Source organism: Chryseobacterium sp. BGA-UO-ETr-SB22, assembly GCF_059567885.1.
The window spans coordinates 1,004,163-1,030,065 of the sequence record NZ_JCAQOV010000005.1; the positions used below are offsets into that span (position 1 = coordinate 1,004,163).

The window sequence follows — 25,903 nt, forward strand, 5'->3', positions numbered from 1 at the left end:
GGTTCAGATTTGTGTATAAAATATTAGCTGTTTGTCTTCCTTTTTGATTTAACATGAAAAAATGGTGAGTTCTTCCCTGAAATTGACTACTTTTATCATAACCAAGTAAATAGGTCGTTTTGAGAACAACACTTAAACTTATTATTGCTTAGTATCAGTCTTCGTAACCACAGGCTGATCGTTCTTTCGTTTGGATAATTCTATCCGAACAGGTTTTCATTTCATCATATTATCTACTGCATTGCCTGCAAAAGGCAGCTATATCTGTGATTTTAGTTTTAATCATTATGATTTTCGAAGACTGAATACAGATCAAATTATACCTTAAGAATAGTCTTTGGGTAAATCTCAGATGTATCAACCTTCTTGTAATGCGTGAATAATATGGAAAAAATCCAACAAAGAATACCAAGCACGATTATAAGTAATGAGTACACAACATATTTGGGAGGTAAAAGCAAAAAACACCCCCTTACTAAAAAAGAAATGCAATCATTGTAACAGCGACAGGTTTTACTGCAGCGATAAATTCAGATTGAATGCACAAAAAAAGAATATTGATATATGGTTGATTTACCGATGTGTAAAATGCAGCAACACCTATAACATGACTGTTTTTTCAAGAATAAGAACAGAATCTGTCAGTAAAGAGCTCTTCAATAAATTTTCAGAAAACAATACTGAGGTTGCCTGGGAATATGCCTTTTCACAGGAAATAAGAAGGAAAAATAATGTAGAAGCAGATATGGAAAGCGTAGCATATGAAATTCTGTACACTCCCATTTCTGTTGAAGATCTGATCAAGATGGATGATGAGACGATTTCATTTCAAATACAATGTTCTTTTGATTGTAACGTAAGAGTTTCAACTGTTGTCAGGACATGTTTAGGCCTTTCATCATCTAAATTGAACCTTCTGCTTGATTCAGGTACAGTTTATTTTAACGAAAAACCGTTACAAAAGAAATACAAGATTAAAAACGGTGATACGGTTACCATCGACAAAAAAACACTGATCAACATCTACCTTATGGGGAAAGAGGAATTATTTCTCAGGACCGAAGATGCTCAATAATAAAAGAGCCTCTCAATACTAGTTTGGGAGGTTCTTTTTTAATCTTACTTTGTTTTTTTCAAAAGATTGACCTGTTTCTGTAAAGTCTGTTTTTCCGGCTTTGACTTCGTAAGACGAATGGCTTCTTCAAAATGTTGAATCGCTTGATCTGGATTGATTTCAGCATACAAATATCCCAGCAGTCCATGATAATATTGGTTGCCCGTGAGATTAAGTTTTTCTGCTTCAGTGACTGTTTTCTCATTTCCATACACTTTGGAAAAAGCAAAAGCCCTGTTTAAGGCAGTAATAGGAGAGTACTCAATGATAATAAGTTGGTTATAAAGATTTAAAATATGCTGCCATCTATCTTTAGCAGATGAAGTGTGCCAATACGCGATACCAGCTTCCAGATGATATTTTGAAACGGAAGTACTGTCGGTCTGGCAGGCTTCTAACAGGTAATAATTGCCTTTTTCGATCAATGCTTTATCCCATAATGCTACATCCTGTTCCTCAAAAAGAATGGCTTCACCTTCATCATTGGTTCTTGCATCAAGCCTCGAGCTCTGAAAACACATCAAAGCCAGCAAGGCATTGGTTTTTGGAGTATTGGTGAACTGATTGTCAGTAAGGATCAGGGTAAGTCTCATGGCTTCCAGGCAAAGATCTTTACGGATTAAAAGAGTATTCGTCCTGGAAAAATAGCCTTCATTAAACAATAAATATAAAGTAGTCAGTACCGTTTCCAATCGCTGGTGAATATCCTGTTCACGTAAAGAATCTATTGTAAAATGGTATGCCCTGAGAGTTTCCCGACCTCGTTGCAAACGCTTTTTAATTGTTTCCGTTTTGGAGAGAAAGGCATTGGCGATTTCCTCAACACTGAAGCCGCAAAGAATTTGAAGGGCCAGACATATTTGAGTTTCCGGGGAATTGACAGGGTTGCAGGCCGCAAAAATCATTTCCAGCTGGCTGTCAGTGATGTTTTTGGTGTCGAAATCTATGGTTGGATGCTCTTTTTCGGTGGTTCTTGCTTCTTCTTTGTTCTTTTCAATAATGGAAAGGTGTTTGAAATAATCTTTTGCTTTATTCTTAGCCACTGTGTAAAGCCAGGCTGCAGGATTGTCCGGAATCCCGTTTAATGTCCAATATTCCGAAGCTTTCAGAAAGGTTTCGCTGGCAATATCTTCTGCAATTTCGATATGTTTAATATCAAAACTTCTGCAAAGTACAGCAACAATTTTGCTATACTCAGTTCTGAATAAATGCGGGGTTATTTCATTCGGATTTGTCATGGCTGATGAAAAGACTGTAACAAAGATAGTTATTACAATGTACTGATTTCCCTTACTTCTACACTTCCCCCAAATAACAGAATAGGACATTCTTTACATAGAGCAGTCGCTTCTTCAATAGATTCTGCATTGATGAGTGTATATCCCATGATGGATTCTTTGATTTCAGTGTATGGACCATCAGAAATTATTCCATCAGATTTTACAACCTGTCCTGTGCTTTCCAGGCGGTTTCCTCTGTCTGTCAGTTTATTTTGCGCAGCAATTCCTGCAATCCAGTTCATCCATTTTTGGGTGTTGGCCTGCATCTGTTCCGGTGATGTCTTAGGCATAGACTTGTAATCTGCACGGAAGACTAATAAGAATTCTTTCATTGTATTCAAATTTTTGATTCATCTTGATGACGACTAATTTTCTTCAATGGGGACATTTATTTTCTATAAACGCCAGAATTATTTCAAATACATAGTTGTTCTGAAAATACATAAGTTTACGGTAAAAATACGGAATGAAACCAGAGATCTGATGTCTGTTTTATTGTCATTTGATAAAAAAATAAACCAGAATCCTGAGATCCTGATTTATCAATTAGTGAATAGAAAATTTTAAGGTATTTTAATCCCACTTATTTTGGGTAGAAACGGCATACTTTCCTGCTCCTGTAAAGAAAAAGCTTAGGCTTATGAGCATATAGATCACCAGTAATTCCAAAGCCCAGCCTCCAAATTCATTAAGTTTGAAAATATTAGCTGTTTGCGCAAGGAGGGTAGCAGTAAAGCAATTAGCAGTAAAAATTAATCCTGCCAGTCTTGCCCTGAATCCTATAATCAACATAACAGGAGCTATAATTTCACCCGCAAAGACACCATAAGCAAAGAATGCTGGTAAACCGTGCATGGTCATCATATCTTTAATGAATCCAACTCCGTGGATCAGTTTGCTGATTCCATAAACCGACATGGGAAATCCGATAGCTATTCTGCAGATAAGCATTCCTAAATCAATGTTCTTTTTCATTTCGTATTATTATTTAAAAGTTATATTTTATAAATGCCCCGATATTTTCCAGGGTCTTTTTTCCGTTATTAAACTGATCAAAATTGGAGGCCAGCCCGTACATCATTTTATCCTGTTTCACACCAAGTCTGATAAACTGCAGTCCTCTGGGATATCCGCTGTCATCAAGATTTCCAATAGCCAGTACACTGATATATCCTTTGAGATCTTTTGTCAGATAAGGAGTATATTCAAATGATATGGACTGCTCCAGCGAAAATCCTTTCTGATAAGTAGTTCCTATGGAGTAGGAGAGAGAATAGCTGGGCTGGAAGATCTTGTATTGCAGGTAAGCACTGAAAAATGCTCCCGGATTTTTAATTCCAAACGCTGCGTTGGCGCTAAGTCTTTTGGTAAAGTTATAAGCCAGGGTATTTCTGATGAAGAATATATTTTCTTTGTCTTTGGTGTATTCTGTATCAAATAAAGTAAGATTGTTCAGTTTCAACCGCTCATTCAGCTGATAATTGACATTGTGCATATAGGTATACGACCGATGTCCTAAAACAAGATCCGGAGTATAAGAAAGTTTCTGCGCATTCAGATTCAGGGAAGCTGACGCAAGAGCTGTTATTGTGATGATTTTTGCCTTCATATTTCACTCATTAAATTCTGAGAGCAAAATTATTCGGGCTGGAACGGAATAAACTTAAGAAATCTTAAGAAAGGTCAGACAGGTGCTTTTTTCTGAGATAACTCAGGTATTCTACTGTGATTCCAAGGTAGGAAGCAATCATGTATTGAGGAAAACGCTGTTCAATATTGCGGTAGGTGGTGACGAATGTCCTGTATTTGGTGTAAGCATCAACTCTTGAATGCTCAAAAGTTCTTTCCTGTAACGTAACATATGCAGACTGCATTTTCAGGCGCCAGAATTCTGAAATGGCCGGAACTTCTTTGTATAATAATTCCAAATGGCTTTTACTGATTTGTATAATCGTGGTATCTTCATTAGCCTGAATAAACATTCTTGAAGGCAGTTCGCTCAGATAGCTGTACAGATCATTCACCCACCAGTTTTCAATACCTAGCTGAGTGGTATTTTCTTTTCCTTTTTCATCAATATGATAAGCGTACAGACTTCCCTGAGCAATGAAGCGCATGTGTCTGGAAACCTGACCTTCACGAAGCAGATATTCTTTCTTTTTGAGCTGTATGATTTCTAATTTAGAAGTGATATAATCAATATCCTTATCTTCTAAAGAAACGATTTCCTTAAAGTGTTTTATCAGCTGTAAAAGTATAGTATCCGTATCCATCATGAAGTATTGTGCTTTGTTCCCAACGATCATGTCAGGGGGCGCTATAGGCACAAATTTACGGAAATATTAAAAAAATATAGTGAGAAAGCAGGCTGAATACGGACTGAAAGGATCATAGGTTTTGAAAAATGCAGTCTTCCAATGGGGTAAAGTGCACAAGAAGAAACTATTATTTGTAGTTTTGTGATTATCATGAAAATAGAGAATATGTCATTGATCAACGATTTGGGCAAAATTATTTTTTTCCTGTTTCTGCTGTTGAGTGCTTTCCTGATTACAGCAAAATCTGAAAGAAAACTACCGAATTACTTATTTGCTGCCTTTCTGTTGATTTCTATCATTGACCTTTCCGGGTTTTTCCTGCCACCGCCTGATGACAAAATAATCAAAGGATTCAAGATGGCCACTGTTCTGTTGCAGATGCCTTTATATTTTCTATATGTCAATGCGGCCTGTTATTATAATTTTACCCTTCGTATAAAACACCTTCTTCACGCAGTACCGTTTTTGTTCTTCCTGGTCTGGTTCAGTATATCAGGAATTTCTGAGCAAAATAATCAGGCATTTGATGTTGTTTCCACTGTACAGTATTATTTTTATATTGCTGCCGTATTTCTGGTTTTGAGAACATTCAGAAAGCTGTATCAGGAAAACTATTCCAGCAATCATCATCTTACCTATAAATGGCTGATGCAGACAACAATTCTCTTTTTGATAGGAAATACTTTTGTATTGATCAGGGAGTTTCTGAAAGATAATGAAACTGCATTTTTATATTTATATACGTTGAACTCTATATTTGTGTTATTTGTCATCAGCTGGTTTGTATTAAATGCTTTATACCGTCCCAATCTTCTGGCGGGAATCAATAAAAATCTGATTCCTGTACAGCAAGTTAAAGAATCTCAAAAAGAAGAACCGGAGCAGTTGAAAAACCTCCTAAAATTTATGGAAACCGAAAAGCCCTATCTGGATGATAAGCTAACCTTACAGAAACTGGCAGAACAGATTGGTATGCTGGAAAAGCAATTATCTGTATTGATTAATCAGCATACGGGTAAACACTTTTTCGACTTTATCAATGAGTTCAGAATAAACAAAGCTAAAGCTCTTCTCAGAGATCAGCCTCAGCTTACAGTACTTGAAGTTCTGTACGAAGTGGGGTTCAATTCCAAATCTTCATTTTATACTGCCTTTAAAAAAGAAACAGGTGTAACGCCTACAGATTACAGAAAATCAGTTGTTTAAATAGTGTCCGATTTTAAGTCGGACTGATTTTTCAGATAAAAAGAGTTCGGTTTCCGGTAGTCGGATATTTAAATCAGTGTAAATTTTCAGATTTGCTTCATCATTAAAATTTAAACAGATGAAACTACAAATCAGATTCGCATTGTTTCTTTTTACTATCCTGAACATTGGATTTTATTCCGGACAACAGATTCAGCAGGATAAAATCCGGAAAGTGGATTCCCTCGTGAACAGCTACTCCAGATCCAATGAACCGGGAATGGCTGTTGGCATTATCAAAGACGGAAAAATACTCTATAAAAAAACATACGGACTCGCCAATCTTGAAGACCGGATTCCCGTAACCGATTCTACGGCTTTTGATATTGCTTCTGTTTCTAAACAATTCACTGCATTTGTGACACTTTTGGCTGAAAAAGAAGGTAGATTGTCATTGGAAGATGATATCAGAACTTATCTGCCGGAGCTGAAAAATCTGCCTTATAAAATTACCATAAGACAGCTGGCTAATCATACCCATGGACTGCCGGATTTTACAAGTATAAAAGGTCTGCAGGGAATTGGAACTGAAGTAAGAGTGACTCATGCGGATGCCGTAAAAACAGTTTTGGCGATTAAAAGCGTCAACTTTAAACCTGGGGACGAATACAGATACAACAATACCGGATTTATGCTGTTGGCCGAAATTCTCCAGAGGGTTTACAAAAAAGATTTTCCCCAGATCCTTAAAGAATATATTTTCACACCGTTGCATATGGATCATACGATGGCAGTGAATGATCCGGTAAACATTATTCCGAATAGAGCAGAATCTTATCAGGAAGATAGTTCCGGTTTTGTAAAAACACCTCTTGGACAAATGGAAAATGGCTCTTCCAATATTTTTACCCCGTTGAATGATCTGTGTATATGGGCTGTCAATTTTCAGAAACCAACCGTTGGAAGGCGTGAAATGTACAATAAGATGCAGCAAAGCACGGTTTTGAATACTGGTGAAAAAGTAGACTACGGATTGGGCTTGCAAACCGGAAAGTATAAAGGATTGGATATTGTCTTTCATGGTGGAGGTACAGCCAGCTACAGATCTTATATCCTGCATATTCCTGCCTATCATCTATCTATTGTTCTTATGGGAAATAAAAAGGTTTTTGACGGATTGCTGGTTGCCTACGGATTGGTAGATGTATTGCTTAAAGATCAGCAGGTTCTTCCGGATCCTCCTAAAAAAATAGCTTATACCAGTGCTGAACTAAAGTCTTTTGAAGGTACTTATGAGATGAATCCCGGAAATTATCTGGATATCACAACAGATGGCAAAAATCTTTACTGGAATCATAATAAAACACCTTTAAAAACTGCAGGAGACAATAAATTTAATATTCCTTTTCTTCCCACTGGAAGCTTCACAATTCATCCAGGGAAGTTAACGTTCAGAATTGGTGACTTTACATTTACTTGTAAAAAAGTAATATTAAAGCCTTTGAATGAGGATAAAATTGATCTTAATAAATACGTGGGTTTCTATAGAAATGATGAATTCAATACCATCTATCAATTGGTTGTCGAAAATAATAAGCTGGTTGCCAGACATTCTATAAACGCCGATATCCCACTGTATTTTCTAAGTGAGGCAGAAGTTTATTCTTATGAATCCATTTTCGGACAACTTGATTTTAAATATGATAAGAACAAAACGATTTCAGGATTTATGCTTTCAGGAGCAAGTCTTAACCAGATTGAATTTAAAAAAATAAAATAGTCTTTTGGGGAAAACTCTTTTGAATCGTATTTAAAAGAAGAAGACCACAATTTATAAGTTAAATTGTGGTCTTCTACAGCTTAGAACTATTTAAACTACGATTCTGTTTTCAAATAACCATAATGCAAAGCTGTTTCTTTTCCGAACAAGCTTGAGAAAATATTCTGAAACTCATGGATGTACTTACACTTTATCGCGTTCCCATATATTTTCAGACCCTCCAGTATTTTTCTGGAACTCAGGTCTATATCATATTTTATAAAAGATTCCGGTCTTTCATACCGTATACTCTGATCCGAACTGTACGTTCTTGAGAATCCCAGTTTTTCAAGCCATTCTTCTGTTATTTTGATAGGTTTAATGGAAGCTGCCGGGACTGAGATACTTTGAATATCATTTTCAATTTTAACAAAATAAGCCTGCTCGACATTGTGAAAGATCTCGGAGATTGTATAAATCTGATTTTTATACTCCACCAAGTTCTTGATTTTTAAATCTGCTACGTTCATAATATTTTGATTTTTAGGTGATGATATAGTCCTGTATAACCAGCAAATACTATGCCCTGCATCGCGTTGTTAAGTCTTGTTTTAGTGAAGATTAGGTTAAATTTTCACTATAAAAAATTAATGATATGTTAAAATACTCCCACATAGGCGGATCATAGCAGATTGTAATAAAAAATTGATGTGGTATGTATGTGGTACTAGTTTTTTGTTCTTCCTTTGGGTACTACATTAGCTGTAGCCAGTAGAAGTGCAATGGTGACAGATATGATAAGAACTCCTATGAAAACATTCCAGGAATAAGCATGCAGGAGATAACCAGTACCACTACCCAGGATACTTGAACCAAAATAGTAAAACAGCCAGTAAATGGATGTGGCCGAAGATTTTCCGCGTTTGGCATACAATGCAGTCATCTGGCTGGCCATAGTGTGGGCAGCGAAAAAAGAAAGGGTGAAAAGACCAAGCCCGAAAATAAGAATATAGATGTTTTCAGATAATAACAACGCTGCTCCCGTGAGCATAAACAAGATAGAGCCTTTCAGAATATCATTCATGGGAAATCTCCTTGAAAGACGGCCTACGATCATCGTTCCAAAAACCCCAAAAATATACATGAGAAAAATAAAAGCGATGATAAAGTGGCTTAATGAAAATGGTTTTGCTTCTAGTCTGAACGTCAGATAATTATAAACACTCACAAAAACACCCATCAGCAAAGCGGCGGTACAATATAAACGCAGCATATAAGGGTTCGTCAGGAAAAATTTCATCTGTTTTACCTTAAGGTGATAATCTGTTTTTTGTGGATTGAAAAACCTTGATTCCGGGAATAATTTCCAGAATACAGCTCCCAGAATGAAGCTTTCTATTCCGATAAAAAGAACAGCATTACGCCATCCGAATTCCCCTGCAAGGAGTGTAGCCATTATTCTTCCGCTCATTCCACCAATGGTATTACCACTGAGATACATACTGATGGCTGCCGGTACTGCCAGAGCATTCACTTCTTCTGTGAGATAAGCCAGAGCAACTGCAGAAACTCCGGAAACAACAAAGCCTTTCAGTACTCCGATAGTGATTAGGAGGCTTAAACTTGGTATCCAGGTGGAGATAATGGTAAGTACAGCAGATGAAATCAATGAAAAGACCATCAGACTTTTCCTAGAATAACTGTCCGCTTTAAAAGCAAAAAACAATAACCCCAGTGCCATACCAATTGTGGAGGAAGAGACAAGCAGGGAAGTATCACCTACAGATACCTCAAACTGTTCTGCAGCCATAGGCAGCATCGGCTGGAAAAGATAAAGCTGTGCAAAAACAGAAAGTCCTGAAAAGAAAATACAAAGTTTTATATATCGGAAACGTGAGCTTCCCTGACTGGCTTTTTCAGATGAATTCATGATTTTTTTGCAATTAAAATGCAGTGGTTTAACAGAAAATTAAGTCTTGCAAATTTCCTGATTATTTTCCGAATTTAAAAATCATAATCTCAATCATAGGTATTGGTGAAACAAATCAGTGAATTTGCAAACTGCTGATGTATTCGGAAGGAGTAATACCTTCCATCTGTTTAAAGACCCTGTTGAAAGTAGACTGGTTGGAGAAGCCTGCTTCGGTATAAATGTACATAAGGGTTACTTTCTCAATATCATTTTCAGTAAGCAGTCTTTTTACACACTCAATTCTGTGCCTATTCAGATAATTGTTGAAGTTGGGATATCCTTTTGCTCGGATGGATTTTGAGATATAGCTGCTATTGATATCCATTTCTGCAGCTAGCTTTGAAATATTGAAATTAACATCTTTATACAATTGTTTTTCTTTCATGACAAGCTCAATTTTCTCAAACAGCTCATCTGCAAAAGGAGCTTTTTCTGTCACCAATGTGGATTGAACTCCCGGATTCAGGGCTTTCTCCTCAATTTCATGGTAAATTTCAACTCGTTTTATTTTATCTTTAAAATAGATCAGAAGGGATATTACGGCTACATTAGAAACCATAAGGATAGTATCTGTAATTCTTACATCATCCTGACTGTGCAGAGGGAAGTCAAAGCTGAAGTTTTTTGAAATAAGATATCCCACAATAATATTCAGTAATACAAACAGGCTGTAGATCAGGACATATTTCCTCTGAAAAAAAACATAGGCTGCCAGCGGAATCGGGATAAGCCAGACAAAACTTGCTATAGAATTGTTCCAGAAAGCAAGCATGATATAAAAATTGTAGAGGGTCGCAATCACAATATAGGAATGCACCATTACATTTACCGAATACGTTTTACGCACAATAAGGTAAGTGTAGATCAGTAAAAAAAGTCCCCCAAAAAGATACCAGGCCATTATTTTATCCGGGATGATAAAAGTAAATATCAACCCAAATACAGCAAGAATCACAGACATTAGAATGTTGTAATAATACACCAGCTGTCTTTTGTACTCTTCAATTTTTATGTCTTTTGCGGTAGTCATTTGTGGCAACAGATAATTTTTAAATCATTTCAATGCACTTTATAACAGTCAAATACCAAAAATGGCTGCGATAAAATATTGATTGTTAGTTGTTTGTGTTTTGGTAAGCCGTTTCCGGTTTTTCATTGATAATTCAGGAATTTGATTTATCAGTGCAGATAACTTTGCACCAGCTAGCTCAACAATGGTTAATTGATAACCTGTCAATTGACCGTCATGATTTATTCATCCCTAAATTTTAAACAAATATACTAAAATGAAGAAAATAAAATTACCTCTTATTGGCATAATGATGTGTACATCAGCTGCTCTATATTCCCAGGTTGGCATCAATACGGATTCTCCTAAAGTAACATTACATGTAGAAGGAAAACCTGATATTACTACCGTTCCTGATGGTGTAATGGCTCCCAGAGTAACGGGTGATCAGCTGCGGGCGAAAGATGATGTCTATTTAGCGGCACAGACTGGAGCATTGGTGTATGTGACTCAAGCTGTGACGATGCCTTCTTCGAAAACAGCAAAAGTAGATAAAGCCGGTTATTATATGTTCAACGGAACCACCTGGAAGTTTGCATTTGGAGGAAAAGACGATGATATTACCATTGGAGACCTTATCTACTATCATGGAAGCATTCCTGCAGGTACCTCCGGAGCTGGTACGCTGGCCAGTACCTATCTTTCTGATCTTCCCGTGTTAGGAGGTTTCTTAAGACTGGATGCTCAGTTTAACAGCAGTTCATCAGGTACAGGGGCAGCCACTACTTTTAATCCAAGACTTTATAATGCAGGAACTTCAGATGTGAAAATCTGGGTTTCGGAAATGTCTACCCATACCGGTGATTCTGACAACGGGAATATTAAACTATCACCAGGAGCCTACAGACAGTTTGATGATGGCGTCTATCTTACACAGTCCCACAATGAAACGGTAACATTTGATATTACGATACAGGAACCGGAGCCAAGATGGTACAGAGTGTATTATGCATTCCGTGTAGATAACAAATCTACAACAGGAAGCAGTGATGCTACTACAACGGATTCTAATACTGCTGATAATACAAGAGAACTGTTTCTTTCTGTACAGAGGTTATATTAACAGAACGTTTTTCTATGATTCTAAAAATACATTGATTCTATAAAAATTAACAGATCAACCGATGAAAATCTAATGAGATTTGTGTTTTTTCTGGGGCTGGAATAATAGGATATTCCAGCCCCTTTTGTTAATGCATCATTTCGTAAGCCTTGATCAGTTCTGCGATGTTAGCGACATCAAGTTTTTGAAAAATTCTTTTTTTGTAAGTGCTCACAGTAGACATCTGGATATTAAGTCTGTTGGCTATTTCAAGGTTTCCGTTTCCGTCCGCCAGGAGCTTGAAGATTTCATATTCACGGGACGACAGCTTTTCTACCGGATTGTTTCTTTTATTTTGGATAATAAGACCAATCAGTTCTGCAGGATAAAAATATCCCTTTTCGATCACCGTTTTCACTGCATTTTTTATTTCTTCCTCGCTGCTTTGCTTATTCAGATACCCTTCGGCTCCTTCTCTGATGTATTGGATGGCTACATCCTTGTCATATCCTGAAAAGATAAGAATCTTGAGGTCATTCTGTATATTTTTAAGCTCCGGAATCATTTTTTTGTACTGAGTTCCAGGCATGTCAATATCTAAAATAAGAAGGTCGTAACGTGAACTGCCAAGCTTTTTTTTCACCTGGTCATAGTTTTCTGCAAAATCTATTTTCAACTCCGGATAAGCAGTTTCAAGAACCAGAGAGGTTCCTGCTCTTACTACATAATGATCATCAGCGATTAAAATTCTTTCATTCATAGAGGTTAGTTTTTTTTGAGTATTATTTCCACAACCGTTCCTGTGGGTTGGTTTTGGCTGAAATTAATTTCAGCGTTGATCTTTTTTACCAGATGGATGACCATGTGCAGACCAAGCCCTTTTCCTTTGAAGCTGGGAGTTTCCAGCCTGGGATTTCTAAACAGATTCATATAAATGGCAATCTGTTCTGCAGACATTCCGGTTCCTGTATCAGCAATTATGATTGTGGATTTTTGTTGGTTTTCTGTAATATTCAGACTTATATTCCCTTCAAAGGTATTTTTAACGGCATTATCAAGAATGTTATGAATAATGGCGGTTAAAATACTTTCGTTCACTTTAGAATACACAGTATGTTCAGTAAGTTGGGTAATTGTTGTTCCCTTTTCTTTGGCAATTTCACAGAATAGCCTGTTCTTAATTTCCAGGATTCTGTTGATGGGATATTCCTTTTCTTCAAAAATATTCTCCGCTTTGTAAAGCTCTGTATATTCTTTTAAATTCAGAGTAAACTGATAAAGCTGTTCCGAAGATTTATAAATACTGTCAAAATATTTCTTCTGAAGCTCAAGATCATCAGACTCGTGAAGTTTCTGGGAAAGCATGGCTATAAACCGGATAGGAGTAGTAATGTCATGACTGATGGTTTCCACCAGTTTTTTCTGATATTCCGTTTCTTTTTGCAGGTTGCCTTTCACCAGTTCAAGGTGAAGAGAGGTTTCTTTCAGTTCAGAATTTTTATTACGGACAATTTGCTTTAATGCTTTATTTTTTATTCTTAAAAAGTTGGTAGTCAGCTGTACAATGATAATGATGATAATCAGTATAATAACAGAAGCAGACACTCTGAATAATAAAGTCTGATAGAAAAGAGGCTGAATATTGAATCGGATGGTCTTTTCCTCATACTTTCCATCCGGAGAAATAAGAATTCTTATACTGAGCGTATATTCACCCGGAGAAAGGTTGCTGATGGTATATTTTAGTTCGTTTCCTGTTGCAATCTGCTCCCACCCGGTATTTTCCTTTCCCGATATTTTTCCTTCGATATAAAGGTTTTCCGGGTTAGAAAAATAGGGGATATCAATAAAAACATCTGCAGTTTTATAATCATTCTTTAAATCAAGGGTCTCATGAAAAGACTGAGGTTCAGAATTTCCAATTTTTACCCTTTCAATGTAGATCTTATTTCTTTCCGGATAATAAGTCCGGATATTGGCCGGGTTGAAAAACACAAAGCCGTCCATAGACGGGAATACAAATTCTCCATTCTCCAAAGCATAGGCATTAGGCTCCGAACTGCCATTGAATTCATTCGTCAGGAAACCGTCTCTTTTGGTAAAACGGTAATAAAAAACCGGGGTTTTTCTGTTTTCTGCGTATTGCAGCAATTGCTTTTTAGGAACTTTAAAAAGGCCATTGTTGGAAGAAATCCAGTAAGCTCCCTTTTGATCTTCAAGCATATAATGAGCAGATTGCAGGTAGCCATTCCTGTCATTCGGCATTTTGATGAGTTTGTGGTTTTTGAAAAGATAAAACCCATCTTTATTCGTAGTAACCCAGATCAGATTATCCCTTGTCCTGAAAATACTTTTAACATGAATATTTTTGATTATTGGAGTTATTGTATTGTTTCCCAGTGTTATCGAATACAGACCGTCACTATTACCGGTCAGAATTTCGTGGTCATTGTATTGGAAAAAAATATTGACAAAACTTTTAAAATTATAAGTGAAATCCGGAGAGGTAAACAGATCTTTTTTATAAAGACGAAGTTGAGTACCCAAAGGATCAGTAAATGTAGTCCCATAAAGATTTCCGCTTTTCATGAAACTTTCAAACCCATTGCTGATAAAAGTAGAATCCTTCTTTTTGTATCCTGAATTTTTGTAGTACCTGATAATGCTGTTTCTTTTTCTGATCAGAATGTTTTCGGAGTCGTCATACATCATCAGATAATTGTCATTACACCCGAACAGGTGTTTATTGACAATGCCGTTTTTCCCGAATTCTGTTCCGTCCTCTGCAATGATTGTACTTTTACTGAATGGGAGAGAAGCGTAATACACATTGTTGGAAAAATCGGCTTCTTTCTTTGAAATATAAAAATTGGTGAGCTTAATTACATTAAGCCCATTATTAAGTGTTCCCAGATAGAGCTTATTGAAGTCTTTATCAAAAAACATAGAGCAGTAGGAGTGATTGCCTATTTCCTCAAACTTAACGAGAAATTTTAAGCGGAGATTCTTTTCGTTACCTTCTAAAATATAAATATTATCATGATTGATGATAAAAGTCTGATTGGTTATCTGCTGCCAATAGATTTTAGTGTCCGGGTGATTAAAAAGTGTAGGCTCTTCAGAAACAGAAAGCTGTCCTTTATAAATAGTATAGGTTTTCCTTTTTTTCAGATCATTAATAAAAAGAGTATCATTCAGAATAAAAAGATTATTCAGATTCTTATTGGTAAAAGGGATTGCTATTTTTGTTTCCTTTTTCCCCTCTTTATAGATAATGTAATTTTTTTCTGTAAAATAATAGGCTGAGTTTTTAAGCTGTATGAAATAATGAATATCATTATAGAAGCTTGATGTTATAATATTATTGGCAATCCGCTGTACAATAGTATTGCCATTGGAAAAAGTCATTTTATCACTCTTGGTGAGGCTGGAAATTTTTGGAAATCTGTTTTTAATGATGATTTTATTCTCCTGAAAATTATTGAGAACTGTAATACTGTCCAGAGTCGGATCCCCAATAAATTCCCCGAAATGAACATTGTTTGCTTTGAAATTATTAAAAGTAATAAACGAACTTCCATCATACCGTACAAGCCCGTTCTCTGTGGAAATCCAGATGAAACCATATTTATCTTTAACAATAGCCTTTGCACTGCTTTGTGGAAGTCCATTGTCTATATTGTACCACGTAGAAGTATGGCTCTGTCCGTAAATGTTTAAATAGATGAAAGCAAATATAAATGCCCAAACTCTCATATATGTGCAAAACTGATCTATATCTTCTGCACTAATGCAAAAGACGGTTAATAATAGTATTTGTACAAGTCAAAGCTTTTTTAATGGGTGGGAACGATTGAAAATAAATTTTTATCATTGAAGTTTTCAGGTCTTTTGTGTTTTATATTTTTTGATCGTGTAAAAATAGTGAAATTATGGCGATAAATCAGTATCTTAAAATCTGTTTTGTGTAAGTTTTATAATGGTTTGCTGACGATAGAGTACATGAAATTTTCTGAAACATTATAATATTTCAATAATAAGTGATAAATTTATACCGGATTCATTTTGAAATACCTTTTATAAATCTCAGTGCTGTACCGAACTTGTGATTTGTTTTAGGATTTCATAAATAAAGAATATTTATGCTTTTGTATTTTTTTAAAGATTTCCTGAGGAATGGTTTTTAGTGAGATTTAATTGCTTTTTGTAGTAAAAGTTTGACAAAAAACTGAGGTTAATTCTACATGATATCTTTGTTAAGGCTTATGAATATTCATATTTTTGCAAAAATATTTTCACAACGATTAAAGAAGATTTATTGTATAAATAATGATTCTAAGAACACAAACGGTTTTATCTCAAAAACAAAAGAGGCTGCATCAAAAGTAAGCCTCTTTTTTATTCTCCGATTCAAAAAATCCATTTTTAAACATAGAAAAACCTCCCATAAATACGGGAGGCGAATTAAACTGATTGTATATTGAAGTGTAATTCAATCATTATTTATTGTTTTCAAGCCACTTCAGTCTGCGCTCATCAGGCAGGTGTTTTACTTTGAAGTTTTCAAAAACAGCATTGAATCCCTGTCCGTCAGGGCAGGCGGCCATTAACCCAACCATTACAGGAGTATTATCCTGAAGAGGAGCATTCCGCATCATGATGTAATTTTTATCATCAAAAGAATAAAATATCTCCACAGCATCCAGCCTTCTTACTGCTTTTATCCATACCGCAGGAGGTGTTTTTTCTAATGTTATGACACTCCAGTCACTTTTATTGTGAGTCACAACAGTGCTGAGGTTATATTTGCCGTCTACAAATTCCACTCCGGCTTTGATGTAATGCTCTTTATCGGTTCTCAGCATAAGTCCCATTTGGTCGAACCGGGCCTTATAATTGCCTGTGATTTTTACTTTTGCTTCAAATTCACCGCCATACGTAGTATAGTAAAACGGAGCATCATCTACTGTAAATCCATAATGTGAAACTCTCCAGTAATCACTCTGCGGGGTAACAAACATCGAAAGGCTGTTATTTTTGATTTCCCATTTTTCAGGCTCATTAAACCAGGTCATTTTCTCCAGGCTCTGCGCAGAAAGCTTTTGAATCAGGAATAAGGTACAAAAACCTAAAATCAATTTCTTCATTCTCTTTTGGATAAATTCTAAAGGTAAATTATTATTTTAGCAAAAGTATGATTAAACCCTAATCACGTCAATACTGATAAATAACCATTATGGAAATCCGTGAACAGCTCAGCGATCAATTACTCGATAACGCCTCCAGAAAATGCATGCTTGATATAGAAGTCTATAAACAGAGAGCGTTTGCTTACTCACAGATGGAAGGGGCAATCTGTGTATTGAGCGATATGCAGGCGAATAAAAGCTATATTTATAAGTCTGCAGCGGCTGAAGAACTTGGACTGACCACAGGTGAAAACCCCACAGAAATAGATTCAATCTGGGAAGAAGAGATGCTGAAAAAGATTCATCCCGATGACCGGGTAAAGAAATATATCCATGAACTTCGTTTTTTCAAACTGCTGGGGACTATGGATATGGAACAGCGCACAGAATACAGTGTACTGTCAAAAATCAGGATGAAAGATAAAAATGAAGAGTACCGCTGGGTAAAACACCGTATGTTTTATGTGTACTCACCTTCCAATGGGAGGCTGAGGCTAGCGCTCTGTCTTTATAATCTTGCCCTGACTTCATCTGCTGTTCCTGATTTTATGATTATTAATACAGTAAAAGGAGAAGTGGTTGTAAAAGATAAACTTGATTATAAAAATATTCTGAGCCCAAGAGAACTGGAAGTTTTAAAATTTGTAGGGGAGGGCTACGCCAGTAAGGAAATTGCTGATATGCTTTTTATTAGTATCAATACCGTAAGCAGACACCGGCAGAATATTCTGGAAAAACTGAAAGTGAAAAATTCTACACAAGCTTTCAAAGATAGTTTTTATTAACTTTTCCACTTTAAATATCCGAAAAGTCCACCATGTTATTTTGGATGTTATGATTAAATTTATACCTTGAATACGGATTAGCAAGAACACTACATGATGAAAAGAAGTGAAGAAATTACCCGTCAGTATTTTACCTTTTTGGACACCCATATACAGGAGGTTATTTCCGGGACCGTTCCGGATTTTATGGAACTAAACGAAATTGCCGGAGAACTTGCTGTTTCTCATAAACATCTCACCGATACGGTTAAAAAAGAAACCGGACAGCATCCCTGCTATTTTTATGATGACAAAATTATTGAACAGGCTAAAAAGATGCTTATCAATTCCGATAAGTCTGTAGCAGAAATTGCCCGTATTTTTACTTACGATCCATCCAATTTTTCAAAATTTTTCAAAAAAATGACCGGCTTTACTCCTGGAGAATTCAGAAAATCAAACAAACTTTAGCCTGCCTATTTTATTTCTTTAAAATTGCTGTGACAGGGAACTTGTGACGAATTTCCTCTCTTGGTAGGGATTTAATCCTGCCAGGTTTTTGTTATAATGCATGTTTCAGTGAATAATTACGAGAAAACAAGTAGTAAATAATCTTTTATAAATGAGATGGTTGTAAAAAATAAGCGCCTTTTTTTATTATTTATATATTAATATTTCTTTATTGTTTACTTTTTTTATTAAATTTAGGTAAGAAAAAACTAATTAATTCAATAGGAAGAAAATGTTAAAAAGATACAGATATATAAAATAGTTTGGTTACCAGATAATAAGAATAAATTATTGTGTCTTTAATAATATTTAATCTTAATGCAGGCGTTTATGCCCTCTAAATAGTTATATATTTGTTTCTTTTAAACCACAACAAACAAGATTAAGGATGAGCATCAATTTCACAACAGCAACTATTAAAGACTTTGAGAATATACCAGATAATGATATGGCTCAAAGGGCTGAAATTTTTTATGAATATTTAGACTATGTAAAGTCTAATGGACACATGAATTACAGACTGAAGAATACTTCAGGAACCAATGCAATACTGAATGTAAATATTGCAAACCAAAACAGAGAATTTGTTAGTTTTGTATCAAGTGATTATTTAGGATTTACGCAGCACCCAAAAGTAAAACAAGCTGCTATTGAAGGAATCGAAAAATATGGTACAGGAACAGGAGCTACTCCTCTTATCGGCGGATATTTTGATTACCACAATGCCTTAGAAAAAAAAATCTCCAGTTTTTTTAAAAGAACAGAAGATGAAGCCGTAGTATTTACCACCGGTTATACAGCCAACAGCGCTTCTTTACAATGCTTAATGCAGAAAGAAGATCTGGCTATTTTAGATATGGCAGTGCATGCCAGTGTACACGAAGGATGTGCTTTTACCAATAAAAAAACATTTCCACACAATAATTTGGAATCTTTGGAACACATTTTGAAGGTATCTGAAAATCTGTACCGTACGAAACTCGTTATTGTGGACGGAGTGTATTCCCAGGATGGTGATACCTCCCATATTAAAGAGATCTACAATCTTGTGAAAAAGTATAATGCCTTTCTAATGGTAGACGACGTACACGGTGTCGGTATCCTTGGAGAAACAGGAAGAGGTACTTTGGAACAGGCCGGATTGCTTGATAAAGTAGACATCATCACAGGAACATTCAGTAAAACGTTTGGTAACCTTGGAGGATATGTCATTGCCGATAAAAAAATAGCAGCATTTATCAGATTCCAATCCCGTCAGCAGATTTTCTCAGCAACAGCTCCACCATCATCAGCAGGAATTGTTAAAGCCATTGATTTAATAGACGAAGAACCTATCTGGAGAGAAAGACTCTGGAACAATATCAATTACTTCAAAAAAGGTCTTGACGATTTAGGATTGGATACGGGAGTTACCTGCTCCGCAATTATTCCCGTAAAAATTGGAGATCCTTATGTAACAGGAGAGGCCGGAAAACTACTAATAGAAAAAGGAATCTATACCAACCCGATTCTTTACCCGGCTGTACCAAGAAAAGATGCACGTATAAGGATGAGTGTGACTGCCAGACACGAAAAAGAACATCTCGACAAAACGCTGAACGCGTTTGATGATATTAATAAAAAATTGCATATTGCAAAAAAATAATAAATTATGCCTAGAAAAGTAGTGCAGGGCCCCATTAGGGACAAAGAAAAAACAAAGCAAAAACTGCTTGCTGCAGTTGGTAAAATTTTAAGAGTAAAAGGATACTCCGGATTAAAAGTAAGTAAAATTGCTGCGGTGGCCGGATTTGATAAAAAATTGATCTATGAGTACTTTGGAAGTACAGATAAACTGATCGATGAATATATCAAATCTCAGGATTACTGGAGTCAGGTGAATCAGGACGTCGATATGGATTTTTCCGACGGCGGACATGAACTTACCAAAATGGTTGTACTTAATCAGTTCGAAAACCTGAAGAAAAATAAAGAACTTCAGAAAATTATTCTTTGGGAGCTTTCAGAAAGCAAGCCTATTCTTAAAAAATTGGTTGAACAGCGTGAAGATGTAGGGGAGGTTTTGTTTGGAAATATTTCAGATCCTTATTTCGGAGATGGTGTGGCAACAAGACATAGAGCAATTATGGCTCTGATTGTTTCTGGAGCTTACTATCTTAACCTTTATACAGGATATAATGCCAATAAATTTTGTGGTATTGATCTGAAAACTGAAGATGGAAGAAAAGAGATTGAAGGGGCTATTGTTGAACTGATTGACTTCGCATACAGCAAAAAGAAGTAGAGGTTAAAAGTTTTCCGATTTAAACAGAAATACGTTTTTGTTGATATTTGAAAACTTTTAATTTTCAAATTAAAACTATATTTCTTATTTTTGACCAATGGAAAATTTTATAGTATCTGCAAGAAAATATCGTCCTCAGGAGTTTGATACGGTTGTAGGACAATCCCATATTACGGATACTTTAGAACATGCAATTGAAGAAAGTCAGTTAGCTCAGGCATTACTTTTTTGCGGCCCTCGTGGTGTGGGTAAAACTACTTGTGCAAGGATTTTGGCAAGAAAGATCAATGAGAAAGATGGCTCGGTTTCAGAAGATGGCTTTGCTTATAACATCTATGAGCTGGATGCAGCATCCAATAACTCCGTAGATGATATCAGGGAACTGATAGATCAGGTAAGATTTGCACCTCAGGTTGGTAAATACAAAGTGTATATTATTGATGAGGTTCATATGCTGTCTTCTGCCGCTTTCAATGCATTCCTTAAAACCCTGGAAGAACCGCCTGCCCATGCAATCTTCATTTTGGCGACTACGGAGAAACATAAAATTATTCCCACAATTTTATCCCGTTGTCAGATCTATGATTTTAAAAGAATTGTCATTGAAGACATTCAAAATCATTTGAGAAATATAGCCCAGAAAGAAAATATTCAGTACGAAGACGATGCATTGTATCTGATTGCTCAGAAAGCTGATGGTGCACTAAGAGATGCACTTTCTATCTTCGACAGGCTTTCTACATTCTCCCAGAAAAATATTACGCTGGCAAAAGCAGCCGAAGTATTAAATATTCTGGATTATGATCAATACCTCAATATCGTAGATCTTGCCAAGGAAAATAAAATTCCTGAAATGCTTTTCGCGTTCAATGACATTGTGAAAAAAGGATTTGATCCCCATATTTTCATTGCCGGATTAGGAAATCATTTCAGAGACTTGATGATGGCGCAGAATACTTCTACTATCGATCTCATTGAAGTGGGAGAGAAGACAAAATCCAAATTTATAGAGCAGGGACAGAAGTGGGCCGCCCAACAGCTGATTGATGGTATTGAAATCTGCAACCATGCAGATATTAATTATAAGAATTCAAAAAACCCAAGACTTACGGTTGAAATTGCATTAATGCAGCTGGCTTCACTGACAGCTAATTTAGGCGATACTAAAAAAAAAAGTTCCTGATTCTAGCTCCGTTTCTTAGTGAGAAACAGGAGGTGAAGATGCCGGAAAAAACTCCGGAGAAAAAAGAAGTTAAGGCAGAACAACAGCCTGCAGCTTCAGAAAAAGTAGAGGAAACTCCAGTAACGAAGACAACCAAACCATTATCAAGACCGGGAATCTCTTCGGGCTTCAGCATCAATTCTTTCCTGAATAAAGAAGATAAAGTGGAAACAACAGAAACAATTGTTGCGAAAACTGAAAACCTTCCTCAAAACCATTTTACAGATACAGATCTGCAGATGGAATGGAAAATTATGCTGAAACAGCTTCAGGTAAAAAATAACTTTGTTTTTAACGCAGTAAAAACCTTCAAGCTAATAAAAGCTGACGAAAATAAAATCAAAGTTTTATTCCCTTCAGATTCTGCCAAAGTAGAATTTGATAAAATAAGTGGAGAATTTTTTAATCATTTTAAAAGAAAAATTCAAAACCATATGATTGAGATAGAATACGTCAGAGACGTTGAAAATCTGAAGATTGAAGTGGTAACAAAAAGAAAAATGTTTGAAAAACTGATCGAAAAAAATCCACTTTTAAAAGATCTTGATGATTTAATGAAGTTTGATTTGACATAATTTTTATATATTTGTCAAATATTTCTGTTGAAAATATGTTTTCAACAAGAACAAATTACAACCAGAAAAGCTAAAACAAAGGCATTTCTAGAATAAAATGGAAAAATTGACTAACACATATCTGTCTTTTTTTGCACCCGCTAATTACTTTTTTAGCGGTTATTTTAGTTTTTCTGCTTCTTATTATAGAAATTTCAGAACGTATTACCGATTTTATTGGTACTGTTAACTGAATTTCTTTCCAAAAAATACAGGAGAAGTAGAGCCCTATTATTTTCCTGATTCCTTTAAAAATTTTTGAACGGCATTTTTTGAAAAGAATTATAAATTAAATTTTATAATCCAAAGGGCTATTGCTGTCAACGAAAAAATTATATAAAAAAAACAATAAAATTTAGAATATGAATTTAAATGATTTGAAAAATGAGTGGATCGATGGGCTTACACAGCCTCTAATGATCGCGGGACCATGTAGTGCGGAAAGTGAAGCTCAGATGCTTGAAACTGCAAGGAGAATTAAAGAATCCAATGCCAATGTGTCAGTTTTCCGTGCAGGAATCTGGAAGCCTCGTACCAAACCAAACGGTTTCGAAGGAGTAGGAGTGATCGGTTTGAACTGGCTAAAAAAAGTAAAAGAAGAATATGGTTTCAAAACTGCTACCGAAGTTGCTAATGCACATCACGTGTTCGCCGCTCTGGAAGCAGATGTGGATGTTCTTTGGATCGGAGCGCGTTCTACAGTGAACCCATTTACGGTACAGGAAATTGCAATGGCTTTAAGAGGAACAGATAAGCCTGTATTCGTGAAAAACCCTGTGAATCCGGATCTTGCATTATGGATTGGAGCATTGGAAAGACTTTTAGGTCAGGATATTAAAAACCTTGGAGTAATTCACAGAGGATTTTCAACTTACCAGAAAACAAAATACAGAAACAACCCGAACTGGCAGATTGCCCTTGATTTCAAGAGCCAGTTTCCGAATATCCCAATGTTGATAGACCCGTCACACATCTGCGGAAACAGAACCGGTCTTGCTGATATCACACAGGAAGCTCTTAACGTAGGATACCAGGGTGCTATTATTGAGTCGCACTGCAACCCTGATGAAGCTTGGAGTGATGCTTCTCAGCAGATTACTCCGGAGGTTCTTGCAGACCTTATTGGTAATCTGAAAGTAAGAAGCTCTAATCTTGCAGGTTTTGAAGGAGAGATGGGAAGACACAGAACTCTAATCTCAGATCTTGACTTCCAGTTAATTGAACTTCTTTCACAAAGAATGAAAATTTCTGAAAAGATTGGTAAACTTAAAAAGGAAAACGACATTGCGATCTTCCAGCCGGAACGTTGGAAAGTAATCACAGAATACGCCAATCAGAAAGCAAAAGAAACAGGAATGTCTCATGAATTTATTGAAAAGGTCTTCAAAGCGATTCACGAAGAATCTATTGAAGTTCAGAATAGCATTATGATCGATAAGAGATAAACGGCAGATAACGGGTAAGAGGATTAGGATTTAGGATAAATAGAATTTGATTTAATTCCTGAAAACGATTACCAGTTTCCGGCAATAAATATTAATTAGGGCTTAGACCTCAGGATGTAGGAGAATTGAAACATGTGTTTTTAACCTATTTACTGAATTCTAAGCCCTAATTCCTTATATTTGCACCAGCATTATCTATGAAAGGAAAAATCATTAAATCTACAGGCAGTTGGTACCAGGTTTTGGAATTGGAAACAAATAAAATTTTCGAGGCCAGGATCAGGGGGAAATTCAAATTGATAAAAACAAGACTTACCAATCCACTTGCTGTAGGAGATTTTGTTGAGTTTCAGCTGGAACAGGATGATATCGCCTGGATTACAAAAATTGAACCCCGTTCCAATTACCTGATCAGAAAATCAGTAAACCTTTCAAAAGAAGCCCATATTATTGCTTCCAATATTGATCTGGCATGTTTTATCTTTACCCTGAAACATCCTGAAACATCCTTAGGATTCCTGGACAGATTTCTGGCATGCTGTGAAGCTTATAATATTAAACCATTGATTCTTTTTAATAAAATTGATGTTCTTCATGAGGAAGAAATTGAAATTGTAAAAGACATTGAGTTCCTCTACCAGGAAATTGGATATCAGACACTGGAAATATCATCCTATTCAAGACTGAATCTTGATCAGCTGGAAGAAATCCTTAAAGACAGAACCTCCGTATTCTTCGGGCACTCCGGTTGTGGAAAATCTACTTTAGTAAATGCGTTACAGCCAGGATTGAATTTAAAAACATCCGAAATTTCAGACACCCACCTGAAAGGAAAACACACAACAACTTTTGCACAGATGCACTTCTGGGATTTTGGCGGAAACGTTATCGATACCCCTGGTGTCCGTGAATTTGCCATGATTGATATTGAAAAAGAAGAAGTACAGCATTACTTCCCGGAGATTTTCAAAAAGAGAGAAGAGTGCAAATTTCACAATTGCCTTCACGTGAATGAACCGAAGTGTGCCGTTCTTGACGCACTTGAAACAGGTGAAATACAACATTCACGTTATTCTACTTACATTAAATTGATGGATGAAGCAGAAGAAGCTTCTCAGAAATAAGTATACATCAATTTACTATATTATTACAGCTGCAGATTAATTCGGACAATCTGTACATTTTCTATTGTCACAACATCAAAATAATATTTTCTCACATCGTTTTTAAAGATCAGATTTACCTTTTTGGTTAGCTTCCAGTTTTTTATGAATTATTTTTTTTTGATTTTTAACGAAAAAAAATCTGTTTTTAGATAACTCTACTTTTTGGCATGTCTGTCTTGGCAGATAACTCCACTTTTGGCATATTTTCATTCATTTGGAAAATAGTATTTCAGGAAAAGTGAATATTTCATTAATTGAAGTGAAAGCAATGAAATTATTAAATATGCTTTTATATGGCTTTTAAAATTATGAAATTAATAAAAAATAGCCCTGTTTTTTAAAAATAAAAAACCCAGCCGAAGCTGGGTAAAAACTAATAACCATGAAAACTCAAATTAAACATGAGAATCGCAATAGAATAAACAATTACTGTGCCAAAGGTTGGTTCACAATTTCTTAATAAAAGTTATTTTTATGTTAAAAAAAAATTAAAATAAAAATCAAAGATATTTTTTGTAATTTTGCGCCATTAAAAAAATATACATTTATGTCTAACATTACATTCACTATGATTAAGCCTGATGCAGTTGCTGACGGACATATCGGTGCTATATTGGGTAAGATTGCTGAAGGAGGTTTTAAGATCAAAGCTTTAAAATTAACTCAGCTTACCGTTGCTGATGCAAAAAAATTCTATGAAGTACACGCTGAAAGACCATTTTATGGTGAGTTGGTAGAATTCATGAGCTCTGGTCCTATCGTTGCTGCAGTTTTAGAAAAAGACAATGCAGTTGAAGACTTCAGAACATTAATCGGTGCTACTAACCCTGCAGAAGCAGCTGAAGGTACAATCAGAAAGATGTTTGCAAGAAGCATCGGAGAAAATGCTGTTCACGGTTCAGATTCTGATGAAAATGCATTAATCGAAGCTCAGTTCCATTTTTCAGGAAGAGAGATTTTCTAAAAAGAT

Annotated in this window: 24 protein-coding genes; 13 read left to right on the top strand and 11 right to left on the bottom strand. The window is 35.8% G+C overall.

Features of this window, described 5'->3' with window-relative positions:
* Window positions 1–427: 427 nt before the first annotated feature.
* The gene (locus AC57AW_RS11810) at window positions 428–1,075 is read left to right on the top strand and encodes a DUF1062 domain-containing protein (protein ID WP_496352039.1); all 648 of its coding nucleotides are present in this window, start codon (window positions 428–430) and stop codon (window positions 1,073–1,075) included.
* Window positions 1,076–1,119: 44 nt separating this feature from the next.
* Here the strand turns inward: AC57AW_RS11810 and AC57AW_RS11815 are convergent, their stop codons facing one another.
* The 5 genes from AC57AW_RS11815 to AC57AW_RS11835 form a co-directional block, all read right to left on the bottom strand.
* Window positions 1,120–2,352, bottom strand: coding sequence for an RNA polymerase sigma factor (locus tag AC57AW_RS11815; protein WP_496352040.1), 1,233 nt, complete (start codon window positions 2,350–2,352; stop codon window positions 1,120–1,122).
* 32 nt (window positions 2,353–2,384) lie between these two features.
* A complete protein-coding gene (locus tag AC57AW_RS11820; RefSeq protein WP_496352041.1) occupies window positions 2,385–2,726 on the bottom strand; it encodes a YciI family protein in 342 nt (113 codons plus the stop codon).
* Window positions 2,727–2,967: 241 nt separating this feature from the next.
* The gene (locus tag AC57AW_RS11825; RefSeq protein WP_496352042.1) at window positions 2,968–3,369 is read right to left on the bottom strand and encodes a DoxX family protein; all 402 of its coding nucleotides are present in this window, start codon (window positions 3,367–3,369) and stop codon (window positions 2,968–2,970) included.
* Window positions 3,370–3,382: 13 nt separating this feature from the next.
* On the bottom strand, window positions 3,383–4,003 hold the full coding sequence (locus AC57AW_RS11830; RefSeq protein ID WP_496352043.1) for a hypothetical protein: 621 nt from the start codon (window positions 4,001–4,003) through the stop codon (window positions 3,383–3,385).
* Window positions 4,004–4,067: 64 nt separating this feature from the next.
* Complete coding sequence (locus tag AC57AW_RS11835) at window positions 4,068–4,667, bottom strand: Crp/Fnr family transcriptional regulator (RefSeq protein WP_496353882.1); 600 nt, start codon at window positions 4,665–4,667, stop codon at window positions 4,068–4,070.
* Between the two features lie 210 nt (window positions 4,668–4,877).
* Between AC57AW_RS11835 and AC57AW_RS11840 the strand changes: the two genes are divergently transcribed.
* The gene (locus AC57AW_RS11840; RefSeq protein WP_496352044.1) at window positions 4,878–5,918 is read left to right on the top strand and encodes a helix-turn-helix domain-containing protein; all 1,041 of its coding nucleotides are present in this window, start codon (window positions 4,878–4,880) and stop codon (window positions 5,916–5,918) included.
* A gap of 118 nt (window positions 5,919–6,036) precedes the next feature.
* A complete protein-coding gene (locus AC57AW_RS11845) occupies window positions 6,037–7,677 on the top strand; it encodes a serine hydrolase domain-containing protein (RefSeq protein WP_496352045.1) in 1,641 nt (546 codons plus the stop codon).
* Window positions 7,678–7,772: 95 nt separating this feature from the next.
* Here the strand turns inward: AC57AW_RS11845 and AC57AW_RS11850 are convergent, their stop codons facing one another.
* The 3 genes from AC57AW_RS11850 to AC57AW_RS11860 all read right to left on the bottom strand — a co-directional run bounded on the left by AC57AW_RS11850 (window position 7,773) and on the right by AC57AW_RS11860 (window position 10,658).
* Window positions 7,773–8,186: a hypothetical protein gene (locus AC57AW_RS11850; RefSeq protein WP_318846203.1), complete on the bottom strand. Its 414-nt coding sequence runs from the start codon at window positions 8,184–8,186 to the stop codon at window positions 7,773–7,775.
* A gap of 197 nt (window positions 8,187–8,383) precedes the next feature.
* The gene (locus AC57AW_RS11855; RefSeq protein ID WP_496352046.1) at window positions 8,384–9,586 is read right to left on the bottom strand and encodes an MFS transporter; all 1,203 of its coding nucleotides are present in this window, start codon (window positions 9,584–9,586) and stop codon (window positions 8,384–8,386) included.
* Between the two features lie 115 nt (window positions 9,587–9,701).
* The gene (locus AC57AW_RS11860) at window positions 9,702–10,658 is read right to left on the bottom strand and encodes a helix-turn-helix domain-containing protein (RefSeq protein WP_496352047.1); all 957 of its coding nucleotides are present in this window, start codon (window positions 10,656–10,658) and stop codon (window positions 9,702–9,704) included.
* A 256-nt stretch (window positions 10,659–10,914) separates the two neighbouring features.
* On the opposite strand from AC57AW_RS11860, the gene AC57AW_RS11865 reads away from it, so the two are divergent.
* Window positions 10,915–11,760, top strand: a complete 846-nt coding sequence (locus AC57AW_RS11865) for a phage tail-like protein (protein WP_496352048.1) — start codon at window positions 10,915–10,917, stop codon at window positions 11,758–11,760.
* 127 nt (window positions 11,761–11,887) lie between these two features.
* Here the strand turns inward: AC57AW_RS11865 and AC57AW_RS11870 are convergent, their stop codons facing one another.
* The 3 genes from AC57AW_RS11870 to AC57AW_RS11880 all read right to left on the bottom strand — a co-directional run bounded on the left by AC57AW_RS11870 (window position 11,888) and on the right by AC57AW_RS11880 (window position 16,886).
* Window positions 11,888–12,499, bottom strand: a complete 612-nt coding sequence (locus tag AC57AW_RS11870) for a response regulator (protein WP_318846199.1) — start codon at window positions 12,497–12,499, stop codon at window positions 11,888–11,890.
* Window positions 12,500–12,504: 5 nt separating this feature from the next.
* Window positions 12,505–15,495 (bottom strand): sensor histidine kinase, encoded by a 2,991-nt coding sequence (locus AC57AW_RS11875; RefSeq protein WP_496352049.1) that lies wholly within the window; start codon window positions 15,493–15,495, stop codon window positions 12,505–12,507.
* A gap of 743 nt (window positions 15,496–16,238) precedes the next feature.
* Complete coding sequence (locus AC57AW_RS11880) at window positions 16,239–16,886, bottom strand: DUF1349 domain-containing protein (protein ID WP_318846197.1); 648 nt, start codon at window positions 16,884–16,886, stop codon at window positions 16,239–16,241.
* A gap of 89 nt (window positions 16,887–16,975) precedes the next feature.
* Between AC57AW_RS11880 and AC57AW_RS11885 the strand changes: the two genes are divergently transcribed.
* The 9 genes from AC57AW_RS11885 to AC57AW_RS11925 all read left to right on the top strand — a co-directional run bounded on the left by AC57AW_RS11885 (window position 16,976) and on the right by AC57AW_RS11925 (window position 25,897).
* Window positions 16,976–17,713 carry a LuxR C-terminal-related transcriptional regulator gene (locus tag AC57AW_RS11885; protein ID WP_496352050.1) on the top strand — a complete coding sequence of 246 codons (738 nt, stop codon included), beginning with the start codon at window positions 16,976–16,978 and terminating at the stop codon, window positions 17,711–17,713.
* Window positions 17,714–17,806: 93 nt separating this feature from the next.
* Window positions 17,807–18,163: a helix-turn-helix domain-containing protein gene (locus AC57AW_RS11890; RefSeq protein ID WP_496352051.1), complete on the top strand. Its 357-nt coding sequence runs from the start codon at window positions 17,807–17,809 to the stop codon at window positions 18,161–18,163.
* A gap of 427 nt (window positions 18,164–18,590) precedes the next feature.
* Window positions 18,591–19,847 carry an aminotransferase class I/II-fold pyridoxal phosphate-dependent enzyme gene (locus tag AC57AW_RS11895; protein WP_496352052.1) on the top strand — a complete coding sequence of 419 codons (1,257 nt, stop codon included), beginning with the start codon at window positions 18,591–18,593 and terminating at the stop codon, window positions 19,845–19,847.
* A 6-nt stretch (window positions 19,848–19,853) separates the two neighbouring features.
* The gene (locus tag AC57AW_RS11900) at window positions 19,854–20,486 is read left to right on the top strand and encodes a TetR/AcrR family transcriptional regulator (protein ID WP_318846193.1); all 633 of its coding nucleotides are present in this window, start codon (window positions 19,854–19,856) and stop codon (window positions 20,484–20,486) included.
* A gap of 97 nt (window positions 20,487–20,583) precedes the next feature.
* Window positions 20,584–21,669, top strand: a complete 1,086-nt coding sequence (gene dnaX, locus AC57AW_RS11905; RefSeq protein WP_318846192.1) for a DNA polymerase III subunit gamma/tau — start codon at window positions 20,584–20,586, stop codon at window positions 21,667–21,669.
* A 38-nt stretch (window positions 21,670–21,707) separates the two neighbouring features.
* Window positions 21,708–22,283, top strand: a complete 576-nt coding sequence (locus AC57AW_RS11910; RefSeq protein ID WP_318846191.1) for a DUF8439 domain-containing protein — start codon at window positions 21,708–21,710, stop codon at window positions 22,281–22,283.
* A 401-nt stretch (window positions 22,284–22,684) separates the two neighbouring features.
* Complete coding sequence (locus tag AC57AW_RS11915; RefSeq protein ID WP_318846190.1) at window positions 22,685–23,767, top strand: chorismate mutase; 1,083 nt, start codon at window positions 22,685–22,687, stop codon at window positions 23,765–23,767.
* A 197-nt stretch (window positions 23,768–23,964) separates the two neighbouring features.
* Window positions 23,965–24,891: a ribosome small subunit-dependent GTPase A gene (gene rsgA, locus AC57AW_RS11920; protein WP_318846189.1), complete on the top strand. Its 927-nt coding sequence runs from the start codon at window positions 23,965–23,967 to the stop codon at window positions 24,889–24,891.
* A gap of 589 nt (window positions 24,892–25,480) precedes the next feature.
* On the top strand, window positions 25,481–25,897 hold the full coding sequence (locus AC57AW_RS11925) for a nucleoside-diphosphate kinase (protein WP_034687444.1): 417 nt from the start codon (window positions 25,481–25,483) through the stop codon (window positions 25,895–25,897).
* The last annotated feature ends 6 nt before the right edge of the window (window positions 25,898–25,903 follow it).

What these genes read in the sequence shown, in the direction of transcription:
- AC57AW_RS11810 (WP_496352039.1), top strand. Translation starts at nt 428, where the DNA reads ATGAGTACACAACATATTTGGGAGGTAAAAGCAAAAAACACCCCCTTA.
- AC57AW_RS11815 (WP_496352040.1), bottom strand. Translation starts at nt 2,352, where the DNA reads ATGACAAATCCGAATGAAATAACCCCGCATTTATTCAGAACTGAGTAT.
- AC57AW_RS11820 (WP_496352041.1), bottom strand. Translation starts at nt 2,726, where the DNA reads ATGAAAGAATTCTTATTAGTCTTCCGTGCAGATTACAAGTCTATGCCT.
- AC57AW_RS11825 (WP_496352042.1), bottom strand. Translation starts at nt 3,369, where the DNA reads ATGAAAAAGAACATTGATTTAGGAATGCTTATCTGCAGAATAGCTATC.
- AC57AW_RS11830 (WP_496352043.1), bottom strand. Translation starts at nt 4,003, where the DNA reads ATGAAGGCAAAAATCATCACAATAACAGCTCTTGCGTCAGCTTCCCTG.
- AC57AW_RS11835 (WP_496353882.1), bottom strand. Translation starts at nt 4,667, where the DNA reads ATGGATACGGATACTATACTTTTACAGCTGATAAAACACTTTAAGGAA.
- AC57AW_RS11840 (WP_496352044.1), top strand. Translation starts at nt 4,878, where the DNA reads ATGTCATTGATCAACGATTTGGGCAAAATTATTTTTTTCCTGTTTCTG.
- AC57AW_RS11845 (WP_496352045.1), top strand. Translation starts at nt 6,037, where the DNA reads ATGAAACTACAAATCAGATTCGCATTGTTTCTTTTTACTATCCTGAAC.
- AC57AW_RS11850 (WP_318846203.1), bottom strand. Translation starts at nt 8,186, where the DNA reads ATGAACGTAGCAGATTTAAAAATCAAGAACTTGGTGGAGTATAAAAAT.
- AC57AW_RS11855 (WP_496352046.1), bottom strand. Translation starts at nt 9,586, where the DNA reads ATGAATTCATCTGAAAAAGCCAGTCAGGGAAGCTCACGTTTCCGATAT.
- AC57AW_RS11860 (WP_496352047.1), bottom strand. Translation starts at nt 10,658, where the DNA reads ATGACTACCGCAAAAGACATAAAAATTGAAGAGTACAAAAGACAGCTG.
- AC57AW_RS11865 (WP_496352048.1), top strand. Translation starts at nt 10,915, where the DNA reads ATGAAGAAAATAAAATTACCTCTTATTGGCATAATGATGTGTACATCA.
- AC57AW_RS11870 (WP_318846199.1), bottom strand. Translation starts at nt 12,499, where the DNA reads ATGAATGAAAGAATTTTAATCGCTGATGATCATTATGTAGTAAGAGCA.
- AC57AW_RS11875 (WP_496352049.1), bottom strand. Translation starts at nt 15,495, where the DNA reads ATGAGAGTTTGGGCATTTATATTTGCTTTCATCTATTTAAACATTTAC.
- AC57AW_RS11880 (WP_318846197.1), bottom strand. Translation starts at nt 16,886, where the DNA reads ATGAAGAAATTGATTTTAGGTTTTTGTACCTTATTCCTGATTCAAAAG.
- AC57AW_RS11885 (WP_496352050.1), top strand. Translation starts at nt 16,976, where the DNA reads ATGGAAATCCGTGAACAGCTCAGCGATCAATTACTCGATAACGCCTCC.
- AC57AW_RS11890 (WP_496352051.1), top strand. Translation starts at nt 17,807, where the DNA reads ATGATGAAAAGAAGTGAAGAAATTACCCGTCAGTATTTTACCTTTTTG.
- AC57AW_RS11895 (WP_496352052.1), top strand. Translation starts at nt 18,591, where the DNA reads ATGAGCATCAATTTCACAACAGCAACTATTAAAGACTTTGAGAATATA.
- AC57AW_RS11900 (WP_318846193.1), top strand. Translation starts at nt 19,854, where the DNA reads ATGCCTAGAAAAGTAGTGCAGGGCCCCATTAGGGACAAAGAAAAAACA.
- dnaX (WP_318846192.1), top strand. Translation starts at nt 20,584, where the DNA reads ATGGAAAATTTTATAGTATCTGCAAGAAAATATCGTCCTCAGGAGTTT.
- AC57AW_RS11910 (WP_318846191.1), top strand. Translation starts at nt 21,708, where the DNA reads ATGCCGGAAAAAACTCCGGAGAAAAAAGAAGTTAAGGCAGAACAACAG.
- AC57AW_RS11915 (WP_318846190.1), top strand. Translation starts at nt 22,685, where the DNA reads ATGAATTTAAATGATTTGAAAAATGAGTGGATCGATGGGCTTACACAG.
- rsgA (WP_318846189.1), top strand. Translation starts at nt 23,965, where the DNA reads ATGAAAGGAAAAATCATTAAATCTACAGGCAGTTGGTACCAGGTTTTG.
- AC57AW_RS11925 (WP_034687444.1), top strand. Translation starts at nt 25,481, where the DNA reads ATGTCTAACATTACATTCACTATGATTAAGCCTGATGCAGTTGCTGAC.